Below are 15,871 nucleotides of genomic sequence, written 5' to 3'. Positions count from 1 at the left end.
TTCATCGTCTCTGACCATTGCTTAGCCGGCTTTCTTAAAAGTCAGGCCATCCCCACAACGGGCAGAGGCTCCTTCAAAATATCGTCCGGGCGCTCATTTATCAGGCCCATAAGTCGCTGCCTCTCATCTCTGTGTTCGGACTTTTCCCACAGATTATTCACCTCATAAGGATCGTTCGAGAGATCATACATTTCACCTACTTCCGACAACATATCGACTGTCAGTTTCCAGTCCGGCGTGCGGGCTGTGCGCAATTCCAGCTCCACCCCGCAGCGCGAGGCCGCCAATCCCCATTCCACATAGGAATGCGTACGTTCTTCCTCTCCTCGGATTACCGGCATGAGGCTTCTTCCATGCCGGTCCCGGTCATCCTTTGCACCTGACAGTTCAAGGAATGTGGGGAGCAGATCGACGAGTGAGATGGGTGTATCGATTATGTTGTTTTCAGGAATGCCGGGACCGGCTATCAGACAGCCAACACGGATCAGTCCGTCATACAGCATCGGTCCTTTCAGCAGCAGACCATGATCACCCAGCCAGTCGCCATGATCAGAGGTGAAAATGACATAGGTGTTGTCGTCGAGACCAGCTTCCCTCACCGCATTCATGATGCGTCCGAATGTGTGGTCGGCCAGCGAAATCATACCGTAATAATTGGAGATGACTTCGCGCAGAACATCATCCTCAAGCTGCTCGGGTCGCGACCAGTTCGCCCGGATCTTGCGGAACACTTCGTCTTCCATGACCGGCTCGTTTTTCCGTGACGCCTCGTGCCACCATGGCTTGCCTGTAAAGTCTCGCACGCGTTCTGGCGGTAAATCCACGTCTTTGGGATCATGCATCCGGCTCCACGGCTCGGGCGCATCGAAGGGCGTGTGTGGGTCAGGAATCGACACCCAAAGCGCAAAGGGGTCTTCATGCTTGCCTTTGATGAACTCAACCGCACGGTCACCGCACCAGGAGGATGTATGCCAGGCTGACGGCAATGCAGAATGCCAGACCTGCTCAAAGCCGGATTCCGGCGGCAGGCGTGTCTCATGTGCTTCCAGTTTTTCCGCACCACGGCCATCGGCAAAGAACCAGTTTTCATAGTGCAGCACATGGGGCGGCGGGCTGGGTTTGAGATTGAAATGCCCCATCAGCATCAACTCACAATGATCGAAGCCCATATAGGGACCAGACCATTCGTCCATATTGTAATCCGGCGTACTGGACAGGCATTCCGGACGGCCAGTGGGTTCAAACGTGCGAACCGTTGACAGATGCGGCTTGCCTATGAAGCCGGTTGCGTAGCCCGAAGCGGCCAACTTGCCAGCCCAGCCATTTTCGCCGGTTTCCAGCGGCAAATCGATGCCATTATCCTTGACACCATGGGTCAATGGGAAAAGCCCGGTCAGGATTGAAGCACGGGAGGGCTGGCAAATCGGGTTGGCTGTTGTGCAATTGGAGAACCGCGTTCCCTTGCGGGCAAATTCATCAAGATGTGGTGTTTTGACGGCACGCCCTTCAAAACCAAAGCAATCTCCGCGATGCTGATCTGTGGTCACAAGGATGATGTTTGGTCTGCTTTTTCGCATCGTGGGTCCTCCTGTATTAGGAATCACCGAATATGCTCATCAGCGCAAATAATAATATTGGATTAGTTGATAGGCTCCGCCTATCACATTAGATCTCCCTTCAGACGAAGTGCCGGGAATACGGTCGGAGAATGATCCAGCACTGCCTGGGCTCTTCAGCCAACAGGATTTCGCGCTGGCAGTCCTTATTGGCGCAACCGGTGTTGAGCAGAACTGATATCAACATTGCAGATATCAATATTGAAGACGGCAATGCTGTGTCTGTTTTCCTCACGTCGTCCATAGCGCCGGGTGCCACTGTTTGCGGCAGTGGTAGACGAGGCATTTGTGTTGGCAAAACCCGATGATTAGCCTTTTGGTCGTGAGGCCCGAACAGTCACCATGATGGGTCAGGCGCACCAAAGTGCGCATCGGCAAGTTAGCCGTTGCGGTCCCTGGCACTGATTAAATCAAGCAGATCATTATTTGTGCCCACGTCCAAATTGCTCCACTTGTCCCAATATGTGCGCCCTCTCCAGCGAATAAACGAGCCAAATGTGTACCAAAACAACCCCAGCAACACCGCCAACCCGACACCCATGATCAGCCAGAACCCTGCCCCGCCTATTGAAGCTGCCAATGAATCTAAATCGGCAGCCAATTGATCAAGGTTTTCATTCGAATTTTGGAACATTCCATAAATGCCAATCAGCCCGCCTAATACAAAAAACAGTGCTTTAAGGTATTCACGTTTGAGTGCTGCCAACAGTTTGGGTTTTTCCAGGTGGCTGTCAAAAATTACGAGACCGAGAGCCTGTTTCCCGAATGTTTTTCCTCTCATCGTGATCAAACCCGCAAATATCAATGGAGCCAAAAGCACCAGAAACGGTTCCATGGAATACGCAACGGTCTGCTTGCCACTTTCATCCACCAAATATTCTATGGTTGTTGTTGTATTGCCATTATCGGCTATCCCCGAGCGACGCAGGACCACGGTGTTATGGGTCGTCAAACCCATGTTGGTTGTTCTGCAGATTGACTGATGAAGTACCTGCCCCGCAGATGTCGGCAACAGTTCCTGCATTCTTTCGGCGGAGACTATTTGTTGGGGTACGCATGCTGTGGATTTGTAGAAACCCGGGGCGATGAATTGAACGTCAAATACTGAATTTAGCGCGACGGTGATGAACGCAAACACGATAGAAACAAGTATGAAATCTATCAAATGGGCAAATGCTCTGCGGATGAAATATCTGTTTGCCAAGGTAGAATCCCCAAAATTCAATTTAACATTGATCTTTTTTAAATTGAAATCACCAATATATCAAATTTGGCTCTCTGGAAGCGCCCCATTGATCAATCGTAGTGTCTTATCCAATGAGCGTTGAAAAACCTGGCCGCTAACGGGGCCAATAATGACAGCCGATGCCACTACAGGCCATATCGTTTGGCACGACTTCCAGATGCGCAATCCCAATGTCTGCATGGACATAAAAAATGCGCGGCGCTAAAGTTTTATTGAAGGCATTTTCAGAGAGGAAGTCTGTTGAAATTCCAGAGATTATACTCCGATGCTGAAGGCGAAAGTCATTGGCAAGATGTTGAAGTCGCGTTTGAGGAGCGCGTATTTGCTCCACCGGCGCAAAAAATCGAAGTCTCTGAGCCGGAACCCGTCACACAAATGATGTTCCTCAGGCTTCGCTCCGGTTGGAATGAGCCCATTCACCCGACACCCGTTCGACAAAAGCTTATCTGCCTTTCCGGAAGCGTCCGAGTAACCGCCAGTGACGGTGAGGTGCGGGACATAGGTTGCGGCGATGTCTGGTGCATGGAAGACAATCACGGCAAGGGCCATCACACGGCGGTCACAAGCGAAGAAGACTTTGTATCGGTGATCGTGCAACACGGGTAATCCATGGACGACGCGCCGCATATTTTGCAGAGCTTTCACCAAAAGGCCTCAGTCCAGATCCGCGACCGAGCCATGTCCATGCGCAAATTTCTCTGGGCTCAACTTGCAATGCCGTTCGGGGCAATCGGCTTTCTTCCTGCATTATGATTTGAACCCCGTTTGATACCAGTTTGCATAGTTGCCTTGCGCATTTGGCCCACAACCATTCCAATGGCGGTCTTTGTCGGGACATCCAATGGGGCTAACTGGATTATGAACAACTTTGAGGAAACACTTGATCCCGAGGACTGGGAACCCTCTCGCAGATTGGCACATGACATGGTTGATGATGCGATCCGGCATCTCGACACTGTGCGCGAGCGCGGTGTTTGGCAGGAGATGCCAGACCATGTGCGAGCTCATTTCAAAACTCCTGCACCAATGGGCCCGCAGGAGCTTGAAGCCGTTTATGAGGAATTGCGAGAAAACCTTCTTCCGTATTCGATGGGCAATATTCAACCGCGCTTTTGGGGTTGGTATATGGGGTCCGGCAATTTTACCGGAGCGCTGGGGGATTTTCTGGCTGCAGTGGAGGGGTCGAACCTGGGTGGCGGCAACTCAGCTGCGGTCATGCTGGACAGTCAAGTTGTTGACTGGTTCAAAGAATTGATGGGGTTTCCGCCCAGCGCCAGCGGCACATTAACCAGCGGCGGTTCCATGGCGAACATGGTGGCACATACGGTTGCCCGCAATGTCATGGCTGGGATTGACGTGCGTGCGGACGGAATTATGGCAATGCCTCAACCGTTGCGGTTCTACGCATCGGACCAGGTGCATAGCTGCCATCAGAAAGCGCTTGAATCATTGGGGTTGGGCGCAAGGTCCCTGGCCGAGATCCCAAGTGACGACCATCAGAAAATGGATATTGCGGCCCTTGAAAAGGCCATTCTTGAAGACATTGCTGCCGGCATCAAGCCTGCCTGCGTCATTGGCACGGCCGGTACAACGAATACCGGTGCGCTTGATGACCTCAATGCGATTGCTGAAATATGTCAACGACATGCGATCTGGTTTCATGTCGATGGGTGTATTGGTGCGCTTTTGCGGATCGCGCCCAAGCACAAGGCTCTCGTTGATGGAATGGAGTTGGCAGATTCAATTGCGCTTGATCCACACAAGTGGCTGCATACTCCGTTTGAGGCCGGATGCGTTCTTTTACGCGATGCCAAACAGCATTATGAAACGTTTGAAATGCATGGCGAATATCTTCAGTTGCAGACCCGAGGCGTCATAGCCGGCAAGTTTTTGGGTGATTATGGGTTTGAGCTTAGTCGTGGCTTCAAGGCCCTTAAAATCTGGATGTCACTGAAAGAAAACGGTGTTGAGAAATTCGGTCGCTTGATCGATCAGAATATCGAGCAGGCGCAGTATCTGGAACAACTTGTTCGTAGCCAGCCGAAACTGGAAATCGTTGCTCCTGTCGGGCTCAACATCATTTGTTTCCGATACGTAAACAATACCACCGATGAAGCGGCGCTGAGAGAAATCAATACAGAAATAATGCTGAGATTACAGGAGTCTGGCTTCGCTGTTCCCTCTGATACGACGATCGCAGGAAAGCACTGCCTGCGGGTGGCAATCAACAACCATCGCACCAAACGGGAAGATCTGGACTTTTTCATCGACAAGGTTCTGGAGTGTGGCGCAGACTTGGAACTTCAGGCTGCAAATGGGTCTTAGATAAAACGTTGTGGAGACCTGCATAATAATGAGGGACGCCTGTTGCGCCCCTCATCTGGTATTGGCTCAGCCAAGTGATCCCTGAGCCAGCCACCTGGCGCAGTCCGGACCCAGTTCCTGCTCGGCACGAGATAAATACCGCTCACTCACCTCAGCTTCCAGTTCGTCGCGCCAACGCCCGTTGGTGCCTTTGTGAATGAAGGTCTTCGCACCACCATCCCAAAACGCGCCGCCCAGAGGAACTGACTCAGGCGCATGTTCCTTCATGTAGTGAAAGGAACAGTGATGCAGGATATCGTCCATCGTGTCCGGAGCGATGTCGATATCCAGAAACGCGGCAATGTCACGAAGTTGGCCAGGCAGATCACGCTTGAGATCGGCAAAGTGAAGCAGTTTGACGTTGGCAAGATCGCGGATTTCCCACCAGCTGCGTACATTTTCCCAATAGGGCCAGAACGGTGCACCGTCATTGTCCAGCCAGTAGGTGAAATACTCAGCCCTACTTTCGGGCGGCTTGCCAATCTCCGGGCCAACGCGCCCAGGCGTTTCATTCAATGCCTGGTACCACATGTCGTTCGCATTGGCGTGGTGATTGTGCAATGACCACATGACATCCCGGGCGTCTCGCCCGACATACAGATATTTGGCTTTATCGGAGAAAACCAGAGCATCGACTGGCAGATGCGTTTTCATGAATCGACGATGCTCCTGGCCAGCAATTGCTGGAAGCTTGACTTCTTTCGGCGGCACACGAAGATCAACCCAGGGCGACATTTCAGCGACTGGCAATCCTTCCTGCCCCTGAAAAATCAGCTGGCTGACAATCTGTTGCATCCAGGATGTGCCCGATTTGGCATAAGTCGCGATTACAATGTCATCGTCACGAAAGTCGATATCGTTCCACACCGTGCTGTCCATGTGATGATTGTGCATTTCTCGGGTTTTGGCTGGTATCGCGGTCATTTGCTGTCTCCTTGCTTGATTGGGCTGCACATTCAGCATGATCCCGGCAAGGCACGTTGGGTATCCACGCTCTTGCATAACAGCTAGGCATCCGTGCAGACTGGAGTCTGTGGCCTGGAGTGAGGGGTCTGGAGTGAGGGGCCATGCTTGACTGGAACGACATACGCATTTTTCTTGCTGTCGCGCGCGAAGGATCGACACTGGCGGCTTCACGAAAATTGAACATCAACCAGACGACCGTTGGCAGACGCATGCATGCGCTGGAAACCGCCTTGGGGCTGACGCTGTTTGAACGTGACACACGCGGATATTCGCTGACGTCTCAAGGCAGCGCATTGATGGAAGTTGCAGCGAATATGGGGGAAGCTGCTGAAAATGTCTTAGCCCGGGCAAGCCATTTGGCGCGCACGGTAGATGGGAAAATCCGGGTTACTGCTGCACATTCCAGCATGGCCCACTGGGTGCTTCCATTGATATCGGAATTTCGAAAACACAGTCCGGATATCCATTTTGAGACAAATTCGGCAGAACATTATGTGTCGTTGGAAAATGGCGAAGCAGATATTGCAATTCGCGCCGCCGACAGGATTGAGGGCGATACTCTGATCGTCAAAAAGCTGCCATCCGTCAGGTGGGGAATCTATTGCAGCAAAACCTATCTTGCGGCGAACGGGATGCCACGGTCGATAGATGAACTGATCCACCATCCGGTTCTGAGCTACCCCGAGGCGATGATTAAAGGTGTAAAACTCCTGAAGTGGCTGGATCAATATGTCGACAGAACAAAGGTCGTCAGCACGGTGGATTCCATCATTACCATGTCGGCTTCATTGCGGACCGAAGAGGCCATCGGTGTGCTCCCATGTGTGGAAGGCGACCAGCTTCCCGACCTTGTCATGTGCTTCACAACGGAAGACCTGACCAGCGGGCTCTGGCTTGTTGCGTCAAGAGAGTCCTATCAAGAACCGCGCGTGCGAAAATTCATGAAGTTCCTTGGTGAGAATTTCCCACGGGATGGAGGCGAGGCGAAGTTTTGAGGAGACGCCCAGACTGCAAAGACCGGCATCCTGATGGCAGTGAAATCCGCTGACAGACGCGTATGCCTTATCTCGCCAAGCCGACCTTCAGCGGCTGAAAATGCAGCGCCGTGCGCGACCACCAAAGGCCCTTATTTGAAATTGAAAATCTGAATCTTGCAGATCGACCATTCCGAAATATGCCTTACTGATCTCAACGCCACTAAGCCACTGTGAACTGACCCATCATGCCACGATCTTCGTGTTCGAGAATATGGCAGTGATACATGAATGGGTTGTCTCGGCTAGCTGGCATATTAAACTTCACAAGCAACTCCGTCACACCGTCGACGACGACCGTATCCTTCCAGCCGATACTTTCCGGTTTCGGTTCACCGCTGTTTTCATTGAGCACCTGAAACGCAACGCCGTGAACGTGAAAAGGATGGGCAAGCATTGATGTTGAAACGACCCATTTTTCAACCGTTCCCAATCCCACGCCAAGGTCCATTCGCGACATGTCAAAGCTTCGGCCGTTGATACCCATATTGCTCATCATACCGCCTCCCATCATCCCACTGGATCCGGTGTTCATATCAAGCGATATCTGTCTGGTTGCTACAATTTCTTCGCCTTCGAGATCCGGTTCATCGCCATTCAGCCTGTCGGGCAAAGCATTGAATCTGGTGGGCATTCTATCATCGACAACAAATGGCAGAACAACGAAGGAGCGACTAACAACAAGATCGAGCATTCCGCGTACCCGGCCCATCATACCTCCCGGACCGCTGTTCGGATCACCGGATGACAGCATCGTCATGGACTCACCATTGCCGAAGTCTACGAGCAATTCCGCGCGTTCTCCGGGAGAAAGGCGCAGTTCTTGAATCGGCTTTGGCTCCTGGAGAAAACCGCCATCAGTCGCGATCAGATGAAGCGGGCGGTTGTCATCGGCGGAAAAGGTGTAAATACGAGCGTTGGAGCCGTTGATCAGTCTCAGCCGTACAATTCCTTTTGGCACCACAGCACGCGTATTTGCCTGGCCATTTACCAATACCGTGTCGGCAGTAAAACCGTGCATGGCATCCATCATTGACAAATTGTAGCTCAGGTGTCCGCTGTCTGTGAACCTGCGATCCTGGATGAGCAATGTCAGGTCATCGACACCATAGGAATTGGGAATTCCGCGGTCATCATCGCGGCCATCATCAACATGAATGATACCGGCCAGACCTGCATAGACGTCTGACGCTGTGCGCCCATGTATGTGGGTGTGGTAGAAAGCTGTTGCCGGGCTTTGCTGGATTTGCATATCAGGCTGCCAGTTGTTGCCAAATGCTATGGGAAGGTGCGGTCCCCCATCATGTTCACCGGGCACCAAGAGCCCATGCCAGTGAACTGTTACCGGTGTCTGGAGTTGATTGCTTACTTTGGCACCTAGCGGGCCATTCTTCACCTTTATGGTTGGCCCGAGATAGTTCTGGTTAAACCCGATGGTTTTCGACGCAGCATTTTCAAAAAAGGACGTCTCTCCCTCCTGTGCCGTCAGTTCAAGCTTCCTGCTCTCACGCGTATCCAGGAGCGGCGGCATTTTGAGCGCCACTCTTTGACTTGTATCGACACCAAAATCATTGGGACTTGTTGCCCAGGCAAATGCGCCACCTGCAGCAACGAGCGCTCCGGTACCGAGTAGAAAATTACGACGGTTCATGATCAATATCCTAAATCTATCTCTTCACAGTCCCCGAGTTCCACCTGATAGAAAATCAATACAGTGGGCTTGTGCCAACCCGGTTTGAGTCAGCAGACGGGTCTTTCAAGCTGACGGTTTTTGCATCTTTTGGTAAATGAGTGCCAACAAGGGTATCGCCACCACGATGCCCAATATTATTGAAAACCAAACGGCGATATCGGTGCTTCCATCAATTGCCATCTCTCCAAGATGGGCCATCAAAAAGGCTGTTGGCATCACGCCGACAAATGTGGCCAAAGCAAACCGCCAGGCTTTGATTTTACTCAATCCGGCAGCATAGCTAATCATATCAAACGAAACGAATGGCAAAAGGCGACTAAAAAATACAGTCGCGGTCAGTGCATTTTGTGAGCCAAGCAGGCCTCTGTCGGCTTTTTCACCGAGCCACTTTTGAATGGCATTTCGACCAAGCCACCTTGAGAGATAAAACGCAATCATCGCCCCCATAAACGCACCAATGATGACGTAAACAGTTCCCAGATTGTGGCCGTAGGCTGCCCCTGCAGCAATTGCAATTGGTGCGCTCGGTATCGGGCTGGCAACAACGGCTGCCATCATCAAACCGATTATCATCAGCGGGCCCCAAGGTCCCGCAGTGTCTACCCAGATGGAGATCTGTGCTGAATCCAGGTTTTCGACAAAGGCCTTTATAAATCCGCTCTGCCAAAGATATGCCAGGACCGCAATTGCGATCACCGCTAATGCTGCTTTCAGTATTAATCCCCTCGACATCAATTTATCCAATTTTCGGCCCTACAAGGGCGCGGAATCTTTGTGACTTTCCCCGGTGGCTGCCGATCAGGATGTTTTGCGCTGCCTGCCAAACCTTGTGAACTTGCCAAACCTTGTGACCGTGTTTTCAAAGCGTTGAAAAACATTCCTACTTGTTTTCAAGCCGCGCTTGATCAACCAGCTCAACCAGACGATCCACCTGTACCAAACCCGGTACAATTGATCTGCCAATCACAAACGTTGGCGTCCCGGTAATATTTAGTCCGTCAGCGAGTTCCATCGAGAGCGCGATATGACTTTCGATTTCCGGAGCGTTCATATCCCGCTGTAATAGCTCAATATCCAAACCAATGTCTGCTGCTACTTTGAGAACTGTGGGCTCCCTTGCCCGGCTTTGAAGCGACATCAGGGCCCAATGAAATTCTTCATATTTACCCTGGTTGCGAGAGGCTAACGCAGCGCGTGCAGCAAAGACTGATCCTGCTCCCAGAATTGGCCATTCACGATAAACCAGGCGCACATTCTGATCCTGCTCCAGAAGCGCTGACATTTCAGGTTTTACCCGTCTGCAGTAGGGGCAATTATAGTCGAAGAACTCGACGATTGTAACATCGCCGTCCGGGTTGCCCAAAACCGGTGCATTTGCATCCCGCTCCAACAACTCGCGCCGGCCAGACAGGACGGTTGCCATCTGCGCTTGTTGACGCCGTTGCTCAATTTGTTCCAAACGCTCAAAAGCCTGTTGGATGATTTCAGGGTTTTCCAGAATCGCCTCAAGCGCAAGCTCTTTGATCTGATCTTCAGTCAGGTTTGTATCTGCGCTTGCGGGAGCGTGCACAAATGCCAGCAGCAGCACTACGAAAGACGCACGCAGAATGCAAAACAACGCTTTGGTGAATGGCAACATTTTACGTCCTGAAGTCATTGTCATCTCATTTCGTGTTATTGGGGTGGTTTGAAATTGCCGCGGCGGACACAAAGCTGGCTGCCGACAGAGCAATGCTGGCTATTGTGTTCCATCCGGCAAATGACAGCCCGAGGAAGCGGCCCGCCGCCTCGTTGCATGATGCGGGCCGTGTTGTGGATAATACGTCCAACAGGTCACTGGCATTTATGGTCGAAAAGTCGCCTCCAGCGCCGCAACTGGTGGGTCCGGGCCAGAACCCCCATTCAACACCTGAATGAAAGGCCGCCAGGAAAGTGCTTGCAATGAAAATCAGACCGACGAAAAGCAGAACAACTCTCAGCGCACTTGTGCTCCAAAAGCCGAAAATCGCAATTAATGCTGCTCCCAACAAAATTGGACCCGCGATGTAATATGGTATTCGTTGCCATAGGCACAATTGGCATGGCAGGTAACCTGCCAATTGAAACAACCAGGCGGACCCGACAACCGCCAGTGCAGATATACCCAGGAAAAATGTAACGAAAGCGGGGTTCTTTCGCGCGACCAATTGAAAGCTGGCGATCATAATCAGTCCCTTTCTTGAAATTGCTTGTTCAATTCATCATGGCGGTTTCGAATTTCCTCGGGCCATGAACTTTTGATGTAAGAGAGAACCGCCACGATCTCATCGTCAGACAGCACGCCTTCATATGCTGGCATGCCGGATTCATAGTTTTTCAGATTGGCCGCTTTGGCGACACCCAGTTTTGTGATGTCGAACAAAACCCGGTCTGCATGATGCCATGTGTGGCCGGTTTCATCATGAGGTGGTGCGGGCAACTTTCCATCAGCTCCAGGGGTTTGCCAGTCTGGCACCTGTCCCTCCAGATTTACGCCATGACACGACGCACAACTTCCCCGATAAATCTGTTTGCCCATCAAAACGTACTCGGCATTTTCAGGTAGAAATAAACCGGCCCGCTCTGCTTCGCCGGGAAGCAGCCAAAGACCGGCAGCGGTGACGCCAAGAGCTGCGCAAATGAGCATAAATACTGCCAGGCGGGTCTGTTTGCTAATCAATTGAAACCGCCATCAGATCACGATCAGCGTCGAACGTTCCGGCACGCGATCATACAGGTCGATAACATCCTGGTTCATCAATCGCACGCAGCCGCTTGATACCGCTTTTCCAATGGACCAGAATTCCGCCGTACCGTGGATCCGGTAAAGCGTGTCTACATTTCCCTGGAATATATAAAGAGCGCGTGCGCCGAGCGGATTACTAAGGCCAGGTGGCATGCCGCCATTGGCAGCGCTCCATTTTTCCAGCTCGGGTTCACGAGCGATCATCTCCGCCGGAGGCGTCCATTTAGGCCATTCCTGTTTCCAGGCAATCCGCCCTTCGCCCGACCATGCAAAACCGGCACGACCAAGCCCGACGCCATATCGCATCGCCGTGCCCTGTTCTTGCACGAGGTGCAGGAAAAAAGTGTTGGTATTGACAATAATCGTCCCAACCGGATACGTCGTTTCAAAAGCCACCTGGCGCCGCCAGAACTTTTCCGGAACCTTGTTCAAATCCACAGCAGGAACAGGAAACCGCTCTTGCGGCATCGGGCCGTAGGCAGCAACATAACTCTGGGGAATTGCCATCTTTCGCGGTGAGACAGGATTTGCCACACGCACATTGCTTGTCGTGCAACCGCTCACAGCAAGCCCCAAAAGACTTGCTGACCCTGATACAAACATCCGCCTGCTAATGCGCTTTTTTACACCGGTCATTTACCACCACCAGTCTCATAAAATACCGTCGGCTTATCAGTTGACTGGTTGGTATAGGCATAGACCTTGTACTTGGCTTGCGCATCAAAGCCCATTCCCAAAGAACCCATGGGCATTCCCGGAGTTGAAATACCTTTGATGGCTGGTTGTTCGGATCTGAGTTTTTCAACCGCCGCCAGCGGAATGTGCCCTTCCAGCACATAGGTACGGTCTCCGCCAATGACTGCCGTGTGGCAAGCTTCCAGATCCTTGCTGACACCGGCCTGTTTTTTTATGCCGGACAGATCGTCGAGATCGTTGATTTCGACGACATACCCTGCTTTTTCCATGGCTTTTGCCCAGACTTGGCAACAACCACACCATGGTGTCTTGAAAACAACGATTGTCTTATCATCGTGACCTGCAGATGCATGGGAGATCGAGCCTGCCGATAAAGCAAAGAGAACCCCAAAGCCAACCGATACACAAATTTTTGAGAAATTCACTGCGCTTCCTTTCTAGGAGATTTTTCATGGCATGCCTTGCCCATGAATTTATGCATGACCAAATGCATGCCCAGGCAACCGGCAATGGGAGCCAAGGCAAGCAATCGTGCGCCAAATGACTGATCAGCAGGAAAGGCAAAGAAGATCAGCGCGCCGCCAATAACCATTGGTACGCAACAAGCCATCATGAACATATTCATGACCGTTCGTTTCTTTTCTTCTTGTGCCTTTACGGGTTTCCTGATCGCGGGAACACCGCTGGTATGGTTGGTCAGCGTTAGATCTTCCTGGGTTTTCTCGATCATAGCACCACCACCTTTGCGCCGACCGGTACGCGTTCATAAAGATCTTCAACATGCTGATTGATCATGCGAATGCATCCATTTGAAACGGACATTCCAATCGAGGCGGGTTCCGTTGTCCCGTGAATCCGGTACATGGTGTCTCTATTCTCGCGATAGAGGTAAAGCGCACGAGCGCCCAGCGGATTTCCTGGCCCACCGGGAACACCTCCAGCGAATTTTGCGTATTTTCTTGGCTCTCGACGGATCATGTTGGATGTCGGAGTCCAGCTTGGCCATTTAGCTTTTCTGCCAATGGTTGCGGTTCCACGAAAAGCCAGGCCTGCTTTACCAACACCGACACCATATCTGCGAGCCTTGTCGTCACCCAGTTGCAGATACAAAAAATAAGCACGCGGATCGACAATAATGGTTCCCGGCGGATAGCCGGAAAAGCCAACTGTTTGCGGTTGATATTTTTCAAGTAGCTTAAACTTGTTATGCGCCATCGCCGGTGCGGCAGGCGCAAATGCCATGGCCCCGAGGCCAAGCACAAAACTGCGCTTTGTAAGCATGATATACCCTATAATTTTATACTAATCGGATCAGACGCCATTTCAGGCGTCAGCTATATTTGATTAGCTAAAAATCGGGGGTCTAAAAGGGGTTGAAGCGGTTTCAACTATGCGGTGATCGTGTATGGCGCTGGGAAACCTAACGATGTGCGCAGCAGGCAGAATGCCTGACGAAAAAGTTAATGCAGAACAGTCGATGGAGCAATGAATATTACCATGATACACGGAACTCGCCGGCATATCGCAACAACCGGCAAATTTGTCTTCGGCGGCATTTTCTTTTGCAGCCATGTCTCTCGCGGCAATGTCTTTCGCGGCAATGTCTTTCGCGGCAATGTCTTCAGCGGCAATGTCTTCAGCGGCGTTGTCACTGACAGCAGCAGCTACATATGTCATCCCGGAATGGTCGGCACGGGTCTCCTCCCACGGCAATGAAGCCATAGTCAAAGCCAACACCATCAATGCAGCAACAAAACTACGCATAGAAATATATTACACTTTTCTCCAAGGCTTTTCCATAGCCGTAAGGCATTTGCTTAATCAAACTAACTTGATCAAGATATTTATCTGGTTCGCAGAATGGTGGGCCAAATAACCCACCATCCAGCTCATCTATTATTCTGCGGGCATCGGAGCTTGATGTGCGGTGTCTGTGCGACAAATATGGCCGTAATCAGAGCAACTGTGCCGAAGACGCCATCTTGCAGTTCAAGACTTAAGAAGGTTTTAAAAATCACGGCCTGCCGCATCAACTTCCGTTCAATCAGGTTTTCATTCCAGTCGCCGGGCCAACCGCAGGGCCAGCCGCAGGGCCATTATTGGTCCAAAAACCGGACTCCGCTCCGCCCGGGCGATTATGTGGAGGTTGCAGTGCCCGCAATTCCGATCAAAATGTTACGGCGAGAAATCATAAATCGTCACCTTATGCGGGAACTGTGAATGAGGTTGTGAGGATGGCGGTGATGGCAAAAACCAACATGAAAACAAGCCCTTCCCATCGCAATGAACGCCGAAAACGAAGGGCAGCGCCAGGCGCTGATTGCGCGAGATCAGGAACGAATTTCAGTTTGTTCAGCGCAGCGAACAGCAAAACAATCGACACGATGCCCAGCTTGACCAGAAGAACTATCCCATAATTTGTGCCAAACAGTTTTTCCAGACCCCCCAGAATATACCATGAGAACGTGACCCCCGCCACAATAAGCATGGGAACAATAATGGTTGCCTGCTTGCCAAACTTGTCAGCGACTTCAGCTGCATGGGCCGCATCTTTCGTCGGATGCGCCAACAAATAAAGAGGCGGTAATGCGCCGAACCAATAGCTTACAGCCAGTAGATGAAATGTAATGAGACCGCCAAGAAGCCATTGCGGCTCACGCGTCGCATGTCCGGTTAAAGCGAAGGAACCCGCAACCATGATGACGCCGAAAAGCGTCGCCGGCGCGCGCACAGGACGCGCCAGAACAGCGATCAGAAGCAGTAAAAGGCCGCCAAGACGTACATAGGTCGATTGGCCCAAAGGCCCTTCCAGACTGATTGCGATGATTTCAGGATCAAGCATGCCGGCGATGCCATCGTCCATCAAACGCCCGGCCTGCACGAGGACACGGGAGACCGTAGCCAGGGCCGCCAGGATGACAGCAGCCAGGGCCAGGGGTCTCAGAGTATTTGATATCTCATCGCCAGCGCGGGGCAACGCCATCCGAAAAAGAAGCAGCCCGATAGCCATTAAGCTTGTAATGTAAATCAGAAACTTTGAGAGGCTTGCGACCATAGCCCACGGCGTCAAAACCGTTGCGGCTATTGTGCTCCACGAGGAGACGACATTTTCCACTCAAGCTTATCCTACGACATCGAAGGTGAAGTCACCTTTGATCACATGTCCGTCTTCGCCGAGCGCACGCCATTCAACCTTGTACTCGCCCGAACCTTTAAATTCGGGGGTCAGTTGCATGTCTTCGACAGCTTTTTTCGTTGGCAGTTTCAGCCGCTCTTCATGCAACGCATCGTCAGCGGAATGCGTCATCACTACCTTCAAAACCCGGGAAGGTTTTGCAAACTTCAAATACAGAGTTTCGGGTACTGCATCCAACATCGCCTGATTCGCTGGCGATGTCGATTTCATGGGTGAATGGGCAAGCACCGCTGATGAAGAAAACAGAATAGCCAAGCCAGGCAAGATGATTGATTTCAGTTTCATTTTAGTCTCCA

The 15,871-nt window shown here is 51.6% G+C and carries 19 protein-coding genes; 4 read left to right on the top strand and 15 right to left on the bottom strand.

Annotation, left to right across the window (positions count from 1 at the left end; all coding sequences use genetic code 11):
• Positions 1-41 precede the first annotated feature (41 nt).
• Both RAL91_RS02305 and RAL91_RS02300 read right to left on the bottom strand, forming a co-directional pair.
• Complete coding sequence (locus RAL91_RS02305; protein WP_306259363.1) at positions 42-1,577, bottom strand: sulfatase; 1,536 nt, start codon at positions 1,575-1,577, stop codon at positions 42-44.
• Between the two features lie 418 nt (positions 1,578-1,995).
• Positions 1,996-2,820, bottom strand: a complete 825-nt coding sequence (locus RAL91_RS02300; protein ID WP_306259362.1) for an RDD family protein — start codon at positions 2,818-2,820, stop codon at positions 1,996-1,998.
• A 282-nt stretch (positions 2,821-3,102) separates the two neighbouring features.
• Between RAL91_RS02300 and RAL91_RS02295 the strand changes: the two genes are divergently transcribed.
• The 3 genes from RAL91_RS02295 (at position 3,103) to RAL91_RS02285 (ending at position 5,187) form a co-directional block, all read left to right on the top strand.
• Complete coding sequence (locus RAL91_RS02295) at positions 3,103-3,468, top strand: hypothetical protein (RefSeq protein WP_306259361.1); 366 nt, start codon at positions 3,103-3,105, stop codon at positions 3,466-3,468.
• A gap of 3 nt (positions 3,469-3,471) precedes the next feature.
• The gene (locus RAL91_RS02290; protein WP_306259360.1) at positions 3,472-3,615 is read left to right on the top strand and encodes a DUF5368 family protein; all 144 of its coding nucleotides are present in this window, start codon (positions 3,472-3,474) and stop codon (positions 3,613-3,615) included.
• Positions 3,616-3,720: 105 nt separating this feature from the next.
• The gene (locus tag RAL91_RS02285; RefSeq protein ID WP_306259359.1) at positions 3,721-5,187 is read left to right on the top strand and encodes a pyridoxal-dependent decarboxylase; all 1,467 of its coding nucleotides are present in this window, start codon (positions 3,721-3,723) and stop codon (positions 5,185-5,187) included.
• A 66-nt stretch (positions 5,188-5,253) separates the two neighbouring features.
• Here the strand turns inward: RAL91_RS02285 and RAL91_RS02280 are convergent, their stop codons facing one another.
• The gene (locus RAL91_RS02280; RefSeq protein WP_306259358.1) at positions 5,254-6,150 is read right to left on the bottom strand and encodes a sulfotransferase domain-containing protein; all 897 of its coding nucleotides are present in this window, start codon (positions 6,148-6,150) and stop codon (positions 5,254-5,256) included.
• 143 nt (positions 6,151-6,293) lie between these two features.
• Here RAL91_RS02280 and RAL91_RS02275 point away from each other — a divergent pair, with 143 nt between their 5' ends.
• Positions 6,294-7,187, top strand: coding sequence for a LysR family transcriptional regulator (locus RAL91_RS02275; RefSeq protein ID WP_306259357.1), 894 nt, complete (start codon positions 6,294-6,296; stop codon positions 7,185-7,187).
• Between the two features lie 202 nt (positions 7,188-7,389).
• Here RAL91_RS02275 and RAL91_RS02270 read toward each other — a convergent pair whose 3' ends face one another.
• The 12 genes from RAL91_RS02270 to RAL91_RS02220 all read right to left on the bottom strand — a co-directional run bounded on the left by RAL91_RS02270 (position 7,390) and on the right by RAL91_RS02220 (position 15,860).
• Positions 7,390-8,877 carry a multicopper oxidase domain-containing protein gene (locus RAL91_RS02270; protein ID WP_306259356.1) on the bottom strand — a complete coding sequence of 496 codons (1,488 nt, stop codon included), beginning with the start codon at positions 8,875-8,877 and terminating at the stop codon, positions 7,390-7,392.
• A 105-nt stretch (positions 8,878-8,982) separates the two neighbouring features.
• Positions 8,983-9,651 (bottom strand): TVP38/TMEM64 family protein, encoded by a 669-nt coding sequence (locus RAL91_RS02265; RefSeq protein ID WP_306259355.1) that lies wholly within the window; start codon positions 9,649-9,651, stop codon positions 8,983-8,985.
• Positions 9,652-9,799: 148 nt separating this feature from the next.
• Positions 9,800-10,576, bottom strand: a complete 777-nt coding sequence (locus RAL91_RS02260) for a DsbA family protein (protein ID WP_306259354.1) — start codon at positions 10,574-10,576, stop codon at positions 9,800-9,802.
• A 7-nt stretch (positions 10,577-10,583) separates the two neighbouring features.
• Positions 10,584-11,123: a disulfide bond formation protein B gene (locus RAL91_RS24990; RefSeq protein ID WP_371932475.1), complete on the bottom strand. Its 540-nt coding sequence runs from the start codon at positions 11,121-11,123 to the stop codon at positions 10,584-10,586.
• A 2-nt stretch (positions 11,124-11,125) separates the two neighbouring features.
• Positions 11,126-11,584: a cytochrome c gene (locus tag RAL91_RS02255; RefSeq protein WP_306259353.1), complete on the bottom strand. Its 459-nt coding sequence runs from the start codon at positions 11,582-11,584 to the stop codon at positions 11,126-11,128.
• Between the two features lie 45 nt (positions 11,585-11,629).
• Positions 11,630-12,319 carry a L,D-transpeptidase gene (locus RAL91_RS02250; RefSeq protein WP_306259352.1) on the bottom strand — a complete coding sequence of 230 codons (690 nt, stop codon included), beginning with the start codon at positions 12,317-12,319 and terminating at the stop codon, positions 11,630-11,632.
• Positions 12,316-12,648, bottom strand: a complete 333-nt coding sequence (locus RAL91_RS02245) for a DUF411 domain-containing protein (RefSeq protein ID WP_306259351.1) — start codon at positions 12,646-12,648, stop codon at positions 12,316-12,318. The genes RAL91_RS02250 and RAL91_RS02245 overlap by 4 nt, the downstream gene beginning before the upstream one ends.
• A gap of 152 nt (positions 12,649-12,800) precedes the next feature.
• Positions 12,801-13,109, bottom strand: coding sequence for a DUF2933 domain-containing protein (locus RAL91_RS02240; RefSeq protein ID WP_306259350.1), 309 nt, complete (start codon positions 13,107-13,109; stop codon positions 12,801-12,803).
• Positions 13,106-13,660, bottom strand: coding sequence for a L,D-transpeptidase (locus RAL91_RS02235; protein WP_306259349.1), 555 nt, complete (start codon positions 13,658-13,660; stop codon positions 13,106-13,108). Before RAL91_RS02235 ends, RAL91_RS02240 begins: the two co-directional genes overlap by 4 nt.
• A 63-nt stretch (positions 13,661-13,723) precedes the next feature.
• Positions 13,724-14,143 (bottom strand): hypothetical protein, encoded by a 420-nt coding sequence (locus tag RAL91_RS02230; RefSeq protein WP_306259348.1) that lies wholly within the window; start codon positions 14,141-14,143, stop codon positions 13,724-13,726.
• 439 nt (positions 14,144-14,582) lie between these two features.
• Positions 14,583-15,494: a copper resistance D family protein gene (locus RAL91_RS02225; protein ID WP_306259347.1), complete on the bottom strand. Its 912-nt coding sequence runs from the start codon at positions 15,492-15,494 to the stop codon at positions 14,583-14,585.
• A gap of 6 nt (positions 15,495-15,500) precedes the next feature.
• Positions 15,501-15,860 carry a copper resistance protein CopC gene (locus RAL91_RS02220; protein WP_306259346.1) on the bottom strand — a complete coding sequence of 120 codons (360 nt, stop codon included), beginning with the start codon at positions 15,858-15,860 and terminating at the stop codon, positions 15,501-15,503.
• Between the last annotated feature and the right edge of the window lie 11 nt (positions 15,861-15,871).

The organism is Pararhizobium sp. IMCC21322, from assembly GCF_030758295.1.
Lineage (GTDB): Bacteria > Pseudomonadota > Alphaproteobacteria > Rhizobiales.
This window is presented reverse-complemented; position numbering and strand designations above follow the sequence as displayed.